The 17,119-nt window shown below is 70.5% G+C and carries 16 protein-coding genes; 6 read left to right on the top strand and 10 right to left on the bottom strand.

Features of this window, described 5'->3' with window-relative positions; translation table 11 throughout:
• Positions 1–77: 77 nt before the first annotated feature.
• Positions 78–884, top strand: coding sequence for a methyltransferase domain-containing protein (locus tag NJQ99_RS07960; RefSeq protein WP_269332298.1), 807 nt, complete (start codon positions 78–80; stop codon positions 882–884).
• Here the strand turns inward: NJQ99_RS07960 and metW are convergent.
• Both metW and metX read right to left on the bottom strand, forming a co-directional pair.
• Positions 822–1,445, bottom strand: a complete 624-nt coding sequence (gene metW, locus NJQ99_RS07955; RefSeq protein WP_269332297.1) for a methionine biosynthesis protein MetW — start codon at positions 1,443–1,445, stop codon at positions 822–824. The two genes, NJQ99_RS07960 and metW, sit on opposite strands and share 63 nt — an antisense overlap.
• A complete protein-coding gene (metX, locus tag NJQ99_RS07950) occupies positions 1,442–2,566 on the bottom strand; it encodes a homoserine O-acetyltransferase MetX (protein WP_269332296.1) in 1,125 nt (374 codons plus the stop codon). Before metX ends, metW begins: the two co-directional genes overlap by 4 nt.
• 151 nt (positions 2,567–2,717) lie before the next feature.
• On the opposite strand from metX, the gene pheA reads away from it, so the two are divergent.
• Genes pheA through NJQ99_RS07935 form a run of 3 tightly spaced genes read left to right on the top strand, consistent with a single transcriptional unit; the run spans position 2,718 to position 5,738 of the window.
• The gene (gene pheA, locus NJQ99_RS07945) at positions 2,718–3,638 is read left to right on the top strand and encodes a chorismate mutase (protein WP_269332295.1); all 921 of its coding nucleotides are present in this window, start codon (positions 2,718–2,720) and stop codon (positions 3,636–3,638) included.
• Positions 3,635–4,762 (top strand): histidinol-phosphate transaminase, encoded by a 1,128-nt coding sequence (gene hisC, locus NJQ99_RS07940; RefSeq protein WP_269332294.1) that lies wholly within the window; start codon positions 3,635–3,637, stop codon positions 4,760–4,762. Before pheA ends, hisC begins: the two co-directional genes overlap by 4 nt.
• A gap of 10 nt (positions 4,763–4,772) precedes the next feature.
• A complete protein-coding gene (locus NJQ99_RS07935) occupies positions 4,773–5,738 on the top strand; it encodes a prephenate/arogenate dehydrogenase family protein (RefSeq protein WP_269333197.1) in 966 nt (321 codons plus the stop codon).
• On the opposite strand, the gene NJQ99_RS07930 is transcribed toward NJQ99_RS07935, so the two are convergent.
• Positions 5,730–6,737, bottom strand: coding sequence for a DUF2125 domain-containing protein (locus NJQ99_RS07930; protein WP_269332293.1), 1,008 nt, complete (start codon positions 6,735–6,737; stop codon positions 5,730–5,732). The genes NJQ99_RS07935 and NJQ99_RS07930 overlap by 9 nt on opposite strands.
• Positions 6,738–6,844: 107 nt before the next feature.
• On the opposite strand from NJQ99_RS07930, the gene NJQ99_RS07925 reads away from it, so the two are divergent.
• Positions 6,845–7,417 carry a gamma-glutamylcyclotransferase gene (locus NJQ99_RS07925; protein WP_269332292.1) on the top strand — a complete coding sequence of 191 codons (573 nt, stop codon included), beginning with the start codon at positions 6,845–6,847 and terminating at the stop codon, positions 7,415–7,417.
• 18 nt (positions 7,418–7,435) lie between these two features.
• On the opposite strand, the gene NJQ99_RS07920 is transcribed toward NJQ99_RS07925, so the two are convergent.
• The 4 genes from NJQ99_RS07920 to ftsE form a co-directional block, all read right to left on the bottom strand.
• Positions 7,436–9,787, bottom strand: a complete 2,352-nt coding sequence (locus tag NJQ99_RS07920) for an adenosylcobalamin-dependent ribonucleoside-diphosphate reductase (RefSeq protein ID WP_269332291.1) — start codon at positions 9,785–9,787, stop codon at positions 7,436–7,438.
• A gap of 91 nt (positions 9,788–9,878) precedes the next feature.
• The gene (locus NJQ99_RS07915) at positions 9,879–10,610 is read right to left on the bottom strand and encodes a lysophospholipid acyltransferase family protein (protein WP_269332290.1); all 732 of its coding nucleotides are present in this window, start codon (positions 10,608–10,610) and stop codon (positions 9,879–9,881) included.
• Positions 10,611–10,638: 28 nt separating this feature from the next.
• Positions 10,639–11,556 carry a cell division protein FtsX gene (locus NJQ99_RS07910; RefSeq protein WP_269332289.1) on the bottom strand — a complete coding sequence of 306 codons (918 nt, stop codon included), beginning with the start codon at positions 11,554–11,556 and terminating at the stop codon, positions 10,639–10,641.
• Positions 11,553–12,251, bottom strand: coding sequence for a cell division ATP-binding protein FtsE (gene ftsE, locus NJQ99_RS07905; RefSeq protein ID WP_269332288.1), 699 nt, complete (start codon positions 12,249–12,251; stop codon positions 11,553–11,555). The genes NJQ99_RS07910 and ftsE overlap by 4 nt, the downstream gene beginning before the upstream one ends.
• Before the next feature lie 160 nt (positions 12,252–12,411).
• On the opposite strand from ftsE, the gene NJQ99_RS07900 reads away from it, so the two are divergent.
• A complete protein-coding gene (locus tag NJQ99_RS07900) occupies positions 12,412–13,089 on the top strand; it encodes a DUF3426 domain-containing protein (protein WP_269332287.1) in 678 nt (225 codons plus the stop codon).
• 16 nt (positions 13,090–13,105) lie between these two features.
• Here the strand turns inward: NJQ99_RS07900 and NJQ99_RS07895 are convergent, their stop codons facing one another.
• From NJQ99_RS07895 to lptM, 3 genes are read right to left on the bottom strand one after another with little or no spacing between them, the layout of a single operon-like run.
• A complete protein-coding gene (locus NJQ99_RS07895) occupies positions 13,106–15,610 on the bottom strand; it encodes a TIGR02302 family protein (RefSeq protein WP_269332286.1) in 2,505 nt (834 codons plus the stop codon).
• 57 nt (positions 15,611–15,667) lie between these two features.
• Positions 15,668–16,951 carry a diaminopimelate decarboxylase gene (gene lysA / locus NJQ99_RS07890; RefSeq protein ID WP_269332285.1) on the bottom strand — a complete coding sequence of 428 codons (1,284 nt, stop codon included), beginning with the start codon at positions 16,949–16,951 and terminating at the stop codon, positions 15,668–15,670.
• Between the two features lie 6 nt (positions 16,952–16,957).
• Positions 16,958–17,119: an LPS translocon maturation chaperone LptM gene (gene lptM / locus NJQ99_RS16305; RefSeq protein ID WP_331283290.1), complete on the bottom strand. Its 162-nt coding sequence runs from the start codon at positions 17,117–17,119 to the stop codon at positions 16,958–16,960.

Raw genomic sequence — 17,119 nt, 5'->3', positions numbered from 1 at the left:
TTCAGCTTTTCCTGCCAACCTAGAGATCGGGCGGGAGCGTTTCAAATCCCGCGTGCGCGGGTACACTCGGTCGGACCATGCATCTCGACGTCATCGACCTCATGGCGTTCTACCGGACGCCGCTTGGCCTGATCGCCCGTGCGCAACTTCGGCGCAAGGTGCGCGGGATGTGGCCGCGCGTGAAGGGCGAGTCGGTGCTGGGCCTCGGGTTTGCGACCCCGCTGCTGCGTCCCTTCCGAGACGAAGCGGTGCGGGTGATGGCGCTGATGCCGGCGGCGCAGGGCGTCTTCCACTGGCCGCCCGAGGGGCGCAACTGCACGGCGCTGGTGGAGGAGACGCGGCTTCCCCTGCACGATGCGAGCGTCGAGCGGGTGCTGCTTCTGCACGCGGTCGAGACGGCGGACCAGGCGCCCGCGCTGCTGTCGGAGGTTTGGCGCGTGCTGACCGCGGGCGGCGAGGCCATCATCATCGTGCCGAACCGCCGGGGGCTCTGGGCGCGGGCGGAGACGACGCCCTTCGGCTATGGCCGCCCGTTCAGCCGCGGGCAGCTCGACCGGCTGTTGCGCGATGCCCAGCTTGCGGTCGAGGCGTGGGACACGATCCTGTACGTGCCGCCTACGCGGTTGCGCATGGTGCTGCGGTCTGCGGCGGCGTGGGAAGGCGCGGGCCAGCGCCTCTGGCCCGCGTTCGGGGGGCTGCATGTCGTCCGCGTGACCAAGCAGGTCTATGCCCGCCGGCCGCGCGGCACGCCGGCGACCGCGCGCCGCCCGGTGATCGCGATTCCCGGGCTCGCCGCGCCGCAGCCCATGCCCACGCCCCGTTCAGCGGCGGGTGAGGAGGAAGATGGCCTGTTCGCCCGTGAGGTTCACATGGCCCCGCGGTGAGCGCGTCAGCCGAGGACGGCCGCGCGTGTTCAGCGTGTAGGCGGTTTCGATCCGCACGCCCATCTCGTCGCACAGGCCCACGAAGTCACGGATGGTGCAGAGGTGGATGTTGTCGGTCGCGTACCAAGGCTCGTCCAGCGCCTCGGTCATCGGCATCGTGCCCTTGAAGAGCAGATGCAGCCGCACCTTCCAGTAACCGAAATTGGGGAAGGAGACGATGGCGCGGGTGCCCACGCGCAGCATCTCCTCCAGCATGCGCCGCGGATCGGTCATGGCCTGCAGCGCCTGGCTTAGGATGACGTAGTCGAAGGCGCCGTCGGGATAGTCGGCGATATAGACCTCGGCGTCGCCCTGGATGACCGACAGCCCCCGCGCCACGGCTGACCCCACCTCGTCCTGGTCGATCTCGATGCCGCGCCCGCGCACCTGCTTCTCCCGGCGCAGCAGGTCGAGCAGCAGCCCGTCGCCGCAGCCGATGTCGAGCACGCGCGCGCCCGCGCTCACCATGCCGGAGATGATGCGGAAGTCGTGCCGCTCGCTGCGATGGACGATCCCGCTCACAGGCCCCGCGCCTCCGCCGCCGACTGAAGGAAACCGCGCAGGGTCCGGAACATCTCCGGCTCGTCGAGCAGGAAGGCGTCGTGCCCGCGGTCGGTCTCGATCTCCACGAAGCTGACGTCGGCGGCGACCGCGTTCAGTGCCTGCACGATGCGCCGGCTCTCGACCGTCGGGAACAGCCAGTCGGAGGTGAAGGAGATCACGCAGAAGCGCGTCTCGGTCCCCTTGAAGGCGTCGGCCAGCACGCCGCCGTGATCCGCCGCGAGGTCGAAATAATCCATTGCCCGCGTGATGTAGAGATAGGAGTTGGCGTCGAACCGGTCGACGAAGGTGATGCCCTGGTGGCGCAGGTAGCTTTCCACCTGGAAGTCCGCGTCGAAGCCGAACGACAGCGCCTCCCGGTCCTGCAGGTTGCGGCCGAACTTCCGGTGCAGCGCCACCTCGGACAGGTAGGTGATGTGCGCGGTCATGCGCGCGACCGCGAGGCCCTTCTGCGGCGAGGTCCCGTGTGCGAGATACTCGCCCCCGTGCCAGTCCGGGTCCGCCATGATCGCCTGGCGCCCGACCTCGTGGAAGGCGATGTTCTGGGCCGAGTGCCGGGCGGCGGTCGCGATGGGAGCGGCAGCGAACACCCGGTCCCCGTAATCCGACGCCCATTGCAGCACCTGCATGCCGCCCATGGAGCCGCCGATCGCGCAGAAGAGATCGGGGATGCCGAGGTGGTCGAGCAGCATGGCCTGGCCGCGCACCATGTCGGCGATGGTGATGACCGGAAAGCGGATGCCCCACGGCTTGCCGGTCGCGGGATCGGTCTCGCGCGGGCCGGTCGTGCCCATGCAGCCGCCGATCACGTTCGGGCAGATGATGAAATAGCGGTCGGTGTCGAGCGGCTTGCCCGGGCCGATGATCGTCTCCCACCAGCCGGGCTTGCCGGTGATCGGATGCCGGCTCGCGGCATATTGGTCCCCGGTCAGCGCATGGCAGACCAGCACCGCGTTCGTGCGCTCCGCGTTGAGCGTGCCATAGGTCTCGTACGCCATCGTCACCGGCGCCAGGTCAATTCCCGACGACAGCTTCAACGGCGTTTCCACGGAAAAGGTGACCTTGTCGGACGACCGTTCCATCGAGCCCTCGTTCCCGCCGCGCGGCCCCTGCCCGCGCACCGCCGGTAGCTAGGAAGCCGGTTGCCCGGGTGTCAACGTTTTCTTTGATTTAAGAGGCCCCAGGGCGTAATGATGCCCGCCTGTTCGGCCAACAGATCATCAGGCAATCGAGATGGCGGAAACATCTGCGGCGCTGGAGCGTGCGCGGCACGAAATCGACCGGATCGACGACGCGCTTCATTCCCTGCTGATGGAGCGGGTGGAGCTTGTGTCCGAGATTGCTCGCGCGAAAACTTCGGGCGGGGCTGCGCCGGCCCGCGTGGCCCTGCGCCCGGCGCGGGAAGCGCAGGTGCTGCGCCGCCTGCTGGCGCGGCATGCAGGCGTGCTGCCTTTCGACGTGGTGGCGCGCATCTGGCGGGAGATGATGGCGGCCTTCACCCGCCTTCAGGGTCCGTTCTCCGTCGCCGTTGCGGGCGGCAGCGAGCCGATGGCCTATTGGGATCTCGCGCGGTTCTACTATGGCGCGGCGACGCCGATGTCGCTCGCCACGTCCGCGCTGGCCGCGGTTCAGCTGGTCGGCCAGGGCGGCGGCATGATCGCGATCGTCCCGGTGAGCGGCGACGACGCCGGTCCCCCCTGGTGGGTGCATCTGGGGGAAGGGCCGGATCAGCCGCGCGTGCTCGTCCGCCTGCCGCTGGTGCGCGGCACCGACGTTACGCGCGATCATCCGTCCGCCTACACGGTTGCCATCGCGCCACTGGAGCCGAGCGGCGACGACCTGACGCTCGTGGCCGTGGCGACGGCGGGCGACGTGACGCGCGCGCGCGTCGTCGCGACCTTCGAGGGGGCGGGGTTCGCCGCCCGCACGCTGGAACTGGCGGAGGAACCGGGCAGCGACGAGCGCATCCATCTGGTCGAGCTGGACGGCTTCTTCGCCAGCGGGCAGGACCCGCGGTTTGGCGTTCTGAAGCCGCGGCCGCGCGGGCTGATCCGCGACATTCGGGTGGTCGGGGCCTTCGCGCGCGGGATCGAGCCGGTGGAGAACGAGGCGGCGGCCGCGACGGGCGCAGCTCTAGGGGACGACAAGCGATGACGGATGGCGGTTCGGCCGGCGCGGGGCGCGCCCCCGCAGCCCGGCCCGGCGTGATGGAGATCAGCGCCTATGTGGGCGGCGCAAGCGGCGCGGCGGGGGCCGCGCGCACGGTAAAGCTCTCCTCCAACGAATGCGCCTGGGGGCCAAGCCCGAAGGCGGTCGAGGCTTTCGAGGCGGCCTCGAAGAAGCTCTACCGCTATCCGGACGGCGGCGCGGCAGACCTGCGCGCGGCAATTGCACGGCGCTTCGGCCTCGACGCCTCGCGGATCGTCTGCGGCGCCGGCTCGGACGAGATCATCTCGCTGCTCTGCCAGGCCTATCTGGCGCCAGGTGACGAGGCGCTCTACAGCGCGCACGGGTTCCTGATGTACCGCATCTCGACGCTGGCGGCGGGCGGCGTGCCGGTGACCGCGCCGGAAACCGACCTGCACGCGGACGTCGACGCCCTTCTGGCGAAAGTGACGGACCGCACGCGGATCGTCTTCCTTGCCAACCCGAACAATCCGACCGGCACCTACCTGCCGGCGGCCGAGGTGCGCCGCCTGCATGCCGGTCTCAGGCCGGACATCCTGCTCGTGCTCGATGCGGCCTATGCGGAGTTCGTGCGGCGGAACGATTACGAAGCCGGGATCGAGATGGTGGCGACCTCTGAAAACGTCGTCATGACGCGCACCTTCTCCAAGCTCTATGGGCTCGCCGGCCTGCGGGTCGGCTGGGCCTATTGCCCGGAGGGGGTGGCCGACGTCCTGAATCGCGTGCGCGGGCCGTTCAACGTCAACCTTCCAGCGCAGGCGGCCGCCGTTGCCGCGCTCGCCGACACGGGCTGGGCGGACAAGGTCGCGACCGAGACGATCCGCCTGCGGGGCCTTGCGGCGGAACGCCTCGCGGCGCTCGGCCTGACGGTCACGCCGTCGGAGGGGAACTTCCTCCTCGTCCATTTTCCGGTGACGGCAGGCCGCACGGCGCAGGACGCCGACGCGTTCCTGCAGCGCGAGGGCGTCATCGTGCGGCGCATGGAGGGCTACGGCCTGCCCGGCGCGCTGCGCATCTCCATCGGCACCGAGGAGGAGACCGCGGCCTGTCTCGACGCGGTTGCGCGCTTCGTGGAGGGCTGGGGTGGCTGAGGCCGGCCCCATGTTCGGCCGCGTCGCGCTGATCGGCCTCGGGTTGATCGGCTCCTCGCTCGGCCACGCCATGCGCCGCGGCAGCATCGCGGGCGAAATCGTCGGTGCGGCGCGCACGGCGGAGACCCGCGAGGCTGCCCTGCGCCTCGGTTTCATCGACCGGGGCTGCAAGACGGCGGCGGAGGCGGTCGCTGGCGCCGATCTCGTGATCCTGTGCACGCCCGTGGGCACCTATGGCGCGCTCGCCGCCGAGATTGCGCCGGCGCTGGCGCCGGGCGCCATCGTGACCGACGTGGGCTCGGTCAAGATGTCGGTGATCCGCGACATCGGCCCGCATATACCAAAAGGCGTGCATTTCGTGCCCGGCCATCCCATCGCCGGTACGGAGCAGTCGGGACCGGAGGCGGGCTTCGCGCACCTGTTCGACGGGCGCTGGACCATCCTGACGCCGACGGCGGTCGCGGATCCCGATGCGCTGGCCCGGCTGACGGCGTTCTGGACGGCGTGCGGCGCGAAGGTCGAGGTGATGGACCCGGAGCGCCACGACATGGTGCTCGCCATCACCAGCCATTTGCCGCACCTGATCGCCTACAACATCGTCGGCACGGCAGCGCACCTGGAGACGGTGACGGAGTCGGAGGTCATCAAGTTCTCCGCGGGCGGTTTCCGCGACTTCACGCGGCTCGCGGCATCCGATCCGACCATGTGGCGCGACGTGTTCCTGAACAACCGCGAAGCGGTGCTGGAGATGCTGGGCCGCTTCACCGAGGACCTGATCTCGCTGCAGCGGGCGATCCGCTACCGGGACGGCCAGGCGCTCTACGACCTCTTTTCCTACACGCGCCAGGTGCGCCGCGAGATCATCGAGGCCGGGCAGGAGACGCCGCTCGCCGACTTCGGCCGCCATCCGGGGGCCGACACGCACGTTCCGAACGCCCGTGGCGGTGCCGCGCGCAAGGGAAAGGCCTCAGAATAGCGGCGGCAGGGTCGCGATCCGCATCGGCCCCAGAAAGGCGACGCCGCCGGACATGTGGATGCTGACCGGGACACGGCCCTCTGCATCCGCGCCGATCGCGCCGAGCAGACCAAGCGCCGTGCGCAGGTTGGCGGCGGTTTCGGCCCGCAGAGCGCCCGCGGCAACCAGCCGGTCCAGCGTCTCCTCGTGACCCGCGATGCGCAGGGCGAGCGTCCCGGCCGGACGCCGCTCGGCATCGAGCATCAGCCGGCCCGTCCCGGCGACGGACAGCGGCCCCCAGTCGAAGGCGAGGTCTAGCACCTCGGCACTGATCGGACGGCCCGCCCGGATGCGCGCGCCAAGGCTTGCCAGGTCTTCCGGGTGCGACAGGCCCTCGAAGCGCAGGAAGGCCGACGCCCGCCCGATGTGCGTGCCGAGCCCCAGCCGCGCGATGTTCCCCGCGTGGACCTCGATGGCTTCGAGGCTTGCCCCGGCGCGCAGGCCCGGACGCTCCGCCCCCGGCTCGGCCGGATAGGCTTCGGCCAGCGCACGCCCTACCTGCGCGACCGGCCCCTCGGGTGCGGCGAGCGCGACGTCTCGGTAGTCCACGATCACGCGGCCGAGGTGCGCGCCGTCGCGCCGTGCGCTTGCCAGCGCCGTTTCAGGCGCGGCGGTCAGTGCGAAGGGAATGGGGCCACCCCGCCACTCGAAGGCCTGGTCGCCGTCGGCCTCGGCAATGGCATGGTACAGGTTCCAGGGCTGGAGATAGACGGTCAGCGCCGGGACCTGCCACGACCAGAGGTGCCCGTCCGCAGCGCCCGCCGCCGCGTTCTCGATGCCGATGGCAAGGCGGTAGGGGAAGCCTTCCACCTCGACCGCGCCGTAATCGAGCGCGACCGCGCCATGCGTGCCGCGGGCAGCGGCCAGCCGTTCGCCCGCGCGGTTGGCGAGCGTATTCCAATAGACCGTGTAGCCGGCGATGGCCGCAGCGACGGCGCCGATCAGCAGGAAATAGCGCAAGACAGTCTTTCCCCTTTCCGCCGGGGGGTGAACGGAGCGTCGGGCTTCGTTATAGAGGATGCTCGGCAAGCGGGCGAGATCGGGGCGAACGGAAACGGCCAGGCGTCATGTCGCATATCCACCAGGGCTTCTGGGTCTTCGGATACGGCTCGCTCATGTGGCGGCCGGGGTTTTCGTTCGTGGAGCGGCGGCGCGCGCGGCTCGACGGCTTCGCGCGCGCCTTCTGCCTGTCCTCGGTCCGCTACCGCGGTACGCCGGAGCGGCCGGGGCTCGTCCTTGGCCTCGACGAGGGCGCATCGTGCGAGGGCGTCGCCTACCGTGTCGCACGCGAACACGCGGAAGCGACCCATGCCTATCTCCGCGAGCGGGAGATGGTGACCTATGCCTATCGCGAGGCCTGGCTGCCGCTGACGCTGCACCCCGAACATGCGGGTGAGACGGTGGAGGCGCTGTGCTATGTCGTGCGGCGCGACCATCCGCAATATGCGGGCGGCCTCGACCTGGAGGCGCAGGCCCGCCGCATCGCGGGCTGCCGCGGACCCGCGGGACCCAATGCGGACTATCTTTTCAACACGGTCGCGCACCTGCGCGAAATGGGCGTCGAGGAACCGGCGCTCATCGCGCTCGAGGCGCGTGTGCGGGCCCATATTGCCGAGGGCTGTACGGACGAAGGGACCTGACCTGGCTCCGGCCCCGGCCTAGCTGCACTTGGAATGCCCGCAATTGAGGCAGGTCGCGCAGCCCTCCTGCCGAGCGAGCGCGCGCGCCCCGCATTTCGGGCAGGGTGGAAGCGCATTTGCCGGCGCGTCGACACGGGGCGAGGGGAGATCGGCGTCCCCGATATCGCCGCCGGCCGCATAGGCCGCGCGCAGGCCCGCCACGTCGGCCTCCCCGTCCGCCGCGAGGAAGCCGATCGCGCGCATGTGCTTCTCGATCACGGTGCCGATGGCCGCCAGCAGCGAGGGCACGTAGCGCCCCTCCATCCATTGCCCGCCGCGCGGATCGAACACCGCCTTCAGCTCCTCCACCACGAAGGAGACGTCGCCGCCGCGCCGGAACACCGCCGAGATCATGCGCGTCAGCGCGACGGTCCAGGCGTAATGCTCCATGTTCTTGGAGTTGATGAAGATCTCGAACGGCACGCGGCGCCCCTCGCGCACGATGTCGTTCAGCGTGATGTAGATCGCATGGTCGCTGTCGGGCCAGCGCAGCTTGTAGGTGTGCCCCTCCAGCGCGCCGGGCCGCTCCAGCGGCTTCGTCATCCAGACGACGGACCCGTGCCGGTCTCCCGGCGCAGGCGCATCGGGCGCACCGGACGAGGGGTGGGCCTCCGCCGCCGGCTGCGGCGCGGGGTCCGCCGACAGGACCGCGCCGGTGACGGGATTCGGGCGGTAGGTCGTGCAGCCCTTGCAGCCCGTGTCGTAGGCCAGCAGGTAGACGTCCTTGAAGTCATCGAACGAGATGTCCTCGGGGCAGTTGATGGTCTTGGAGATCGAGCTGTCGACATGGGCCTGCGCGGCGGCCTGCATGCGCACATGGTCGGCGGGCGCAAGCTCCAGCGCAGTGACGAAATAATCGGGAAGGGCTGCGTCCGCACCGAACATGCGGCGGTAGAGCGCGTAGGCGTAGCTCTCCACCCGCTCGGTCCGGGCGCTGCCGTCGGGCTCCAGCACGCGGCGGGTGTAGGAATGGCTGAACGCGGGCTCTATCCCGCTCGACACATTGCCGGCGAACAGCGAGATCGTGCCCGTCGGCGCGATCGAGGTGACGAGCGCGTTGCGGATGCCGTGCGCGGCGATCGCGTCGCGCACGTCGGCGTCGAGCGCCTGGACGGTGGGGCTTTCCAGATAGGCGTCGCCGTCGAAGAGCGGAAAGGAGCCCTTCTCTCGCGCGAGATCGACGGAGGCGAGATAGGCCGCCCGCTGCACGCGCGCCAGCCAGCGCCCGCTCACCTCGGCCGCCTGCGCCGTCCCGTAGCGCACACGTACCATGGCCAGCGCATCGGCGAGACCCGTCACGCCGAGACCGATGCGCCGCTTCGCGCGTGCCTCCTGCGCCTGCGCTGGCAGCGGGAAGCGCGAAACGTCGATCACATTGTCCATCATGCGCACGGCAACGCGGACGAGATCGTCGAGGGCGTCCTCGTCGAGGTGCGCCCCTTCCCCGAACGGGTCGGCGACAAGGCGCGAGAGGTTCACCGAGCCCAGCAGGCACGCGCCATAGGGGGGCAGCGGCTGCTCCCCGCACGGGTTGGTGGCGCGGATCGTCTCGCAATAGGCGAGGTTGTTCATCCGGTTGATGCGGTCGATGAAGATGACGCCCGGCTCCGCCACGTCATAGGTCGCGCGCATGATCCGGTCCCACAGCGCGCGGGCCTTCACGGTACGGAAGGTCACACCCTCGAACACGAGCGGCCAGTCGGCGTCGGCGCGCACCGCCTCCATGAAGGCGTCCGAGATCAGCACCGACAGGTTGAACATGCGCAGGCGCGCGGGGTCGCGCTTGGCCTCCACGAACGCCTCGATATCCGGATGGTCGCAGGAGAGCGTGGCCATCATCGCGCCGCGCCGCGACCCCGCGGACATGATGGTGCGGCACATGGCGTCCCACACATCCATGAAGGACACGGGGCCCGATGCGTCCGCGCCCACGCCGCGCACGGGCGCCCCGCGCGGGCGGATGGTGGAGAAGTCGTAGCCGATGCCGCCGCCCTGCTGCATGGTCAGCGCGGCTTCCTTCAGATGGTCGAAGATCCCGCCCATGTCGTCGGGGATCGTGCCCATGACGAAGCAGTTGAAGAGCGTGACCGACCGGTCCGTGCCCGCGCCTGCGAGAATCCGGCCCGCCGGGAGATAGCGGAAGTCCGTAAGCGCCTCGAGAAAGCGGGTCCGCCAGCGGTCCCGCGCGTTCGTCGCCTCGGCCTCCGCCAGCGCGGCAGCAACCCGCGCCCAGGTGTCCGACACGTCCTGGTCGACCGGCGTGCCGTCGGCAGCCTTCAGCCGGTATTTCAGGTCCCAGATGTGCCGGGCGATGGGGGCATCGAAACTCATGCGCGGTGCGGCTCCCTGCCGGTGGCGCTGCTGGCCGGGCTGAAAAGATAGGCCCGGCCGCGCGTATCGTCAACAAAAGTTCCGTTTTCGTTCACGCCTTGCGGGTTTCGGCGCGGGCCTCCGCGACGAGGCGGCCCACGGCCTCTTCTGTCACCGTTTCGAGCCGGGTGCGGAACTCGGCCTCCTCCAGGCCCGCGGGGATCGGGGGCAGGAATTCGATGACGCAGGTACCGGGATGGCGGATCAGGCTGCGCCGCGGCCAGAAGAGACCCGAGTTGAGCGCCGCGGGCACGCACGCGCGGCCCGTCTCGCGGTAAAGGGTCCAGATGCCGCGCTTGTAGTGCGGTTCGCCGTCGACCGGCATGCGGTGGCCTTCGGGGAAGATCAGCACGTCCCGGCCATGGTCGAGGCGGTCGGCGGCGTCCCGCGTCATCTTCAGGACCGCACGCCCGCCGCCCTTGCGGTCGACGACGATAAGTCCCGCCTTGCGCACGACGGGACCGACCAGCGGGATCAGCGTCAGTTCCTTCTTCAGGATGATCGCCGGGTCGTGGAGGATGCCGAAATAGGCCATCGTCTCCAGCATCGACTGGTGCTTGGAGGCGATCAGCACGCCGCCCCGGGCGACGTGTTCGCGCCCGCGCACCTCCAGCCGGATGCCCGCGATCTTCTCCATGCCCCAGGTGCCGGCCCGTCCCCACATCCGGAAACCGCGGCGCATGTGGCGCCCGGGCAGGAAAACCGCGGGCACGTGCAAGAGGACAAGGCCCACGGTCAGCCCGTAGAGGTACAGCTGAAAGGCAAGCGAGCGAAGCAGCGTCATGGGCGCGCGGTCTCCAGGGGCGGGCGGATCACAAGGCCCGGCGCAGGCGGGCGAGCACGGTCAGCCGGGCAGTTCCCCAGGCCACGAGCGCAGCCAGCAGCGGTGTGGCCGCAACCGCCAGGCTCTCCGCCCAGCCGAACTCCAGTTCCGGCAGGAAGCCGGCCATCGCGGTATCGGGAACCGTGAAGACCAGCGCGCCGATCAGGGCGATCGCCATTGCGGCCCCCGCCGCGCCGCCGATCAGGCCGAGTTCGAGGAAGCGCCGCTCGAACGCGCGCGCGATGAAGCCGTCGTGCGCGCCCATCAGGTGCAGGACGTCGACGATCTCGCGGTGGGCGGCGAGGGTCGCCCGCGTTGCAAATACGACGATGGCCGTGCCGGCGACGGCGATCAGCAGCGTGATCGTCAGTGCAACCGTACGTGCCGTCCGGGCAAGCGTGGCGAGCGAGGCGCGGGCGCCGGCGTGCGTGTCGGCCCGTGCGCCCGGAACCTCGGCAAGCGCCGCCGCCAGAACGCCTTGCGCGTCGTCCGAGCCCGGTTCGAGCCGCACGGCGATCAGTTGCGGCATCGGCAGGCTTCCGAGGTCCACGCCCTCTCCGAGCCAGGGGGCGAGCAAGGCCTCCGCATCCGTCTTCGGCACCTCCTCCGCCCAGACGACGCCGGGTGCGGCTGCCAGCGCGGCGATGGCACGCGCGCGTTGTTCTGCCGGATCGAGACCTTCGACCGGAAGAAGCTCGACGGTCGCGCTTCCATCGAGCGCTGCGCTCCAGCGGTCCGCGGCACCAGAGAGCGCCAGGCCTGCGACCAGTGCGAGCGTGCCCAGCGCGCAGATTGCCGCGATGACGATAAGCAGGAAGCGGATCTCCCCTCCCCGCGGCACGATGGGGGCAGTGCCGGCCTGGATGCGCCGCGACAGACTGGACAGGAGGATGGGCAGGCGGGTCATGGCTGCACCTCCTCCGCGACAGGGGAAAGTTGCGCTTCCGCGGGCACGGCAAGGCGGCCGTCGCGCAGCGCAAGCACCGAGGCTGCGAACCGCTCGATCAGGGTCGTGTCATGCGTGGCGATCAGGACGGTCGTGCCGAGGCGGTTCAGTTCGACGAACAGCCGCATCAGGCGCCGTCCGATCTCCGGATCGACGTTGCCCGTCGGCTCGTCGGCGAGGATCAGGTCGGGCCGCCCGATCACCGCGCGGGCGATGGCGACCCGCTGCTGTTCGCCGCCGGAGAGCGTCGAAGGAAGCGCGTCCATCCGGTCGCCGAGGCCGACCCATGTCAGAAGCTCGCGCACGTCGTCGAGATGCTCTTCCAGCCGCGCCCCCTGGATGCGCAGCGGCAGCGCGACATTGTCGAGGGCGGAGAGGTGCGGCAGGAGCCGGAAGTCCTGGAAGATGACACCGATTCGCCGCCGGATCCGCGGCAGGCCGCTGCGTGGCAGCGTGCCCATGTCCTCGCCGAACATCTCCACGCGGCCGCGCGACGGCCGGTGCGCAAGATAGAGAAGCTTCAGGAGCGACGTCTTGCCCGCACCGGACGGGCCGGTGAGGAAATGCATGGAGCCGGGGCTCAGGCGGAAGTTCAGGCCGCTCAGAACCTCCGGCCCGTCGCCGTAGCGCAGTGCGACGTCCTCGAACCGAACCAAAGCGCCAGCCGCCTCCCCCAGCGTCACCGTTCCGAGCGTTGTACCGGAGCGGGGGGGCGGTGGGAAGGGCCGGGCAAGGAACGGCCCCCTGCAGGTCGCTTTGTGGACAAGCGGCGCTGCGCGACCTTATAAGCGAAGAACCTCGAATGACGGGCTGTCGATGATTCTCACCTGCCCTGCCTGCGCCACGCGCTACCTCGCCGACGACGCCTCCATCGGGCCGTCGGGGCGCATGGTGCGCTGTGCAAGCTGCGGCCACACCTGGCACCAGGCCCCGCCGATCGAGCCGGCCGTCGATCCGGACGAGGGGTTCGACATGCCGATCGACGCGGCCGATGCGGCTGCCGCCGCCACGGCGGCGGAGGAGACCGCACCCGCGGCGGAGGCGGAGGAAGGCAGCGGGGCAGGCGTCGTGCTGGGGTGGGTGCTGCTGCTGGCGCTGACGGCGGCGGTCCTGTCCGGCGCCTACGTGTTCCGCGACCGGATCGTCGAGGCCGTACCCCAGACGGAGCGGCTCTATGCGCTGGTCGGCCTCTCGCCCAATCCGACGGGTCTCGAACTGCTCAGCCCGTATTTCGAGCGGTCGATGAAGAACGGTGAGCCGGTGCTGACCGTATTCGGCGAAGTGGTGAACGTGTCGACGCGGACAGTCACGGTGCCGCCGATTCGCGTGAGCCTGCGCGACGCGGCCAACGCGGAAGTGTTCGCCTGGACGAAGACGCTCGACCAGCCGGAACTCGTTCCCGGCGCAACCGCGAGCTTTGCAACCTCGATCGCCAACCCGCCGCTCGAGGCTGTCGACGTGCGTATCGAGATCACGCGGCCCGACGCGAAGTGACGCCGGGCTGCGGCGCTCAGAAACGCTCCAGCAGCCGCCTCAGATACTCCAGTTCCTCTCCCGGGCGGTCCTGTTCGGCCGCGCGGCGGCGCAGTTCCTGAAGGATTTCCCTTACGGTCTGCAATGCCCGCTCGTCGGGAACGCGCACGCTGTCGCCGTCGTCGGGCCCGCGCTGGGCGCGCGGACGGCCGAGGGGATCCTGCTCCTGCCCGTTGCGGCCGGTGCCGCGCTGCTGCGCCTGCCCCTGTCCGCCGTCCTGTTGCTGCTGCATCCGGTCCATCAGTTGCTGGGCGAGCGACTGAGCCCCGTCCCGCAACTGGTCGATGGCGTCGCGCTGGTGGCCGAGGGCGCGGCCCCTGTCGTTCTCGCTGAGCCCGTCCGTGGCGCCGCGCATCGACCCTTCCGCCTCCCCCAGCGCCTGCGGAAGGTCCGCGCCCGCCTCGCCGAGCCGCGACAGAAGCTCACCCAGTTGCCGGCGCAACGCATCCTGGTCCTGCGCCATGCCGCCCATGCCGCTTCCGGGCCGGGGGCGGCCCTGCTGGCCCTCGCCGCCCTGCTGCTCGCCCTGCTGCATCTGGCCCTGGCCCTGGCGCTCTCCGCGCTGGGTCCGGTCCATCAGGCGCTGCTGTTCCGTGATGATGTCCGACAGCTCCTGCAGCGCCTCGTTCATCTGCTGGTCCTGACCCTGCATCGGCTGGGGGATGCCGGCCTGCAGGTTCTCCATCATGCGGCGCAGCTCGTTCAGAAGCTGCTGTGCGGACTCGCGTGCGCCGGAGCGCGCCATGTCCTCGATGGCGTCGAGCATCCGTTCGAGCTGGTTCTGGTCGACCATGCGGTTCGGGTCGACGGGCTGCATCGCCTGCGGCGGAATCTCGCCGCGCTGCAGCGCCTCCATCATCTGGCGGGCCATTTCCTGCATGTAGCGGTTCATGGCTTCGCGCAGCTGGTCCATGAGACGGGAGATTTCCTCGTCCGAGGCACCTTCCTGCAGCGCGCGCTCCAGCGCCTCCTGTGCGGCGCGCAGGTCGGCCAGCGCCATGCTGGCGTCCCCCTCCTCGAGCGCGAGCGCGATCTCCCACAGCATCGCCTGGACGGAGGCGAGCCCTTCCGGCGACCGGTCGGCGCGCAGGCGCGCCGCCGCGACCGCAATGCCCAGGCCCGGCGTCACCCGCTCGAACAGGCCGTCGGGATAGAGCAGGATCGCGTCGAGCGCCGCGGCCACCTTGTCGCGCCGCTCCGGCGAAAGCGTCAGGACCTTCCGCTGCTCGACCAGTGCACGGGCTACCTCGTGCATGAAGACCCGCTCGGGCAGGACCATGGACACGGGGTCGGACAGGCCCGTGTTGCCGCCGCCGTCGCGTGCCAAGATCTGCACGGTGACCGGCAGGCCGGCGAACGGATGGGGCGTCAGGTCGCGGAACGTCTCCCCCGTCACCGCCGTGCGCTCGCCGGAGTAGGGAAGCGGTATGACGAGCGGGTCCGCCGCCTCGGCATTGTCGAGCGAAATGCGCGCTTCCAGCCGCTCCACGCCATAATCGTCCTCGGCCGCGTAGACGAAGCGCAGGGCGTAGTTCTGGGTGATGCCGATCTCCTCCCGGAACCGCACCTCTGGCGCCCGGTCGGGGGTGATCGCGAAGGCCTGGGCGAAGCGCGGCATGCCTGCTTCCGTGACCGTGACCGTGCCGTCCGCGGTGAGCGAGAGGCGGGTCTCCCGGATGCTTGTCTCGGTGGCAGGGGCCGAGGCGTTCGCGTCGGCCTCGACCGGCTCCTGCCCCGGCGCGTCGAGTGCGACCTCTCCGCCGCCGGAAACGCGGAGCGTCAGGACGCTGCCCGCGGGCACGTCCAGAATGTCGGGGATCGCCGCGTCTCCGGCGGTGAGAAAGACCGGTGCGACGCGCGTGTAGGCGGGCGGCGTGACCCAGGCGTCGACGTGCGCCGGCGGCGGGGCCGGCAGACGCAGGTCGATGTCCAGCGCACGGGCAAGGCGCGTTGGCGCGTCGGCGCCCGCGACGAAGAGGCCGGCAGCCAGCGCCAGCACGACCGCGCCGCGCAGGGCGAGCGGATCGCGCCGCGCCGCATCCGGGCGCGGGGCTCCGGCGCGTGCGCGCGCCGCGGCCTTGCGGGCGCGCTCCAGATGCGCAGCCCAGAGCGCGCTGGCAGCACCCTCGGCGCCGCCGACCGGGGTGTCGGCGAGCGTGGCGAGCGGACGGTGGGGCAAGCGGCCCGCAGTCTCCAGCCGCCTGAGCGCCATCTCGCGCGTCGGCCATCTCATGCGGGCAAGACCGCGGAGGGCAAGACCGATTGCGGCCAGCGCCAGAAGGGCGAGCAGGCCGATGTGGGCCCAGAGCGGCAAGACGGCGAACACGTCGAACAGCGCAAGCGCCAGCCCGAGGCCGACGACCAGCGCCGCGGGCATCAGCGCGGGCCACAGCGCCTCCCAGCCGAGCGCGAGGCGCGCCTGGGCGAGCCGCCAGCCGAGGCGGCGGGGCAGGTCGGGTTCCGGACGCGGTTCGGTGGCCATGGCGTGCCCCGTTCTTCCTGTCTCGCGCGCAGAACGGGGCCGCGGGAACGGTGCGGCTCAGTCCTCGCTCAACCAGTCTGGCACTCTATCACGCGCCAGCATCTCGTCATAAGTTGGGCGAACGCGGACAATTGACCAGTCCTCTGCGTTCACGAGCACTTCCGGGACGAGGGGGCGGGAGTTGTATTCCGAGGCCATCACCGCGCCATAGGCGCCCGCGCTGCGGAAGGCGACGAGGTCGCCCGCGGCCAGTTCCGGCACGCTGCGCGCCTTGGCGAAGGTGTCGCCCGTCTCGCACACAGGCCCCACCACGTCATAGGGGACCGCCGGCCCGCGCCCGCCCTCGGCGACGGGAACGATGTCGTGGTGCGCCTCGTACATCGCCGGGCGGACGAGGTCGTTCATCGCCGCGTCGAGGATCAGGAAGCGCCGTCCCTCGCCCTGCTTCACATAGATCGTGCGCGACACCAGGACGCCCGCGTTGCCGACGATCAGACGGCCCGGCTCGAACATCAGGCGGCAGCCGAGATGGCCCACCGTGTCGATGACCATGTCGGCATAGGCGTCCGGCGAGGGCGGCACTTCGTTGCCCGCGACATAGGGGATGCCGAGACCGCCGCCCAGGTCGAGGTGGCGGATCGCGTGCCCGTCGGCGCGGAGCGCCGTGACAAGGTCCGCGGCGCGCGCATAGGCCGCGCGGAAGGGTTCGAGGTCGGTCAGTTGCGAGCCGATGTGCAGGTCGACACCCGTCACCGAAAGGCCGGGCAGGCGGGCTGCATGGGCGTAGATTTCCCGCGCCCGCGCGATGGGGATGCCGAACTTGTTCTCCGACTTTCCGGTCGAGATCTTGTGGTGGGTCTTCGCGTCCACGTCCGGGTTGACGCGCAGCGAGACGGGCGCCGTCATGCCCCTGGAGACGGCGACCTCCGAGAGGGCCTCCAGTTCCGGCTCCGACTCCACGTTGAACTGGCATATGCCGGCGTCGAGGGTGGCCGCCATCTCCTCCCGCGTCTTGCCGACGCCGGAGAAGACGATGCGGCCCGGCGGCACGCCCGCGGCCAGCGCGCGGCGCAACTCCCCGCCGGAGACGATGTCGCAGCCCGCCCCTTCGCGTGCCAGCGTCGCCAGCACTGCGAGGTTCGAATTGGCCTTCATGGCGTAGGCGACGAGCGTGTCCTCATGGCCCGGCCGCCGCGTGAACGCCTGCGCGAAGACGCGGTAGTGCCGCACCAGCGTCGCGGTCGAATAGACATAGACGGGGGTGCCCACTGCCTCGGCGATGGCGTCGAGCGGTACGTCCTCGGCATGAAGCCGCCCGCCGCGATAGGTGAAATGGTCCATGTCCGGTCAGGCTCGCGTTTCGGGCAGGGGAAGCGCGCCGGTCTTCGGCGCCTCCTTCTTCGTATCGGGGGTGGGCGGCGGTTCGAGCGGTCCCTTGCGCCCGCAGGCGGAGACCCCGAGCGCCAGTGCGAGAACGAGGATGAGCGGCAGTGCCGTGCGTCCCGTCAT

Source organism: Futiania mangrovi, assembly GCF_024158125.1.
GTDB classification, from domain to species: Bacteria; Pseudomonadota; Alphaproteobacteria; order Futianiales; family Futianiaceae; genus Futiania; species Futiania mangrovi.
This window is presented reverse-complemented; position numbering and strand designations above follow the sequence as displayed.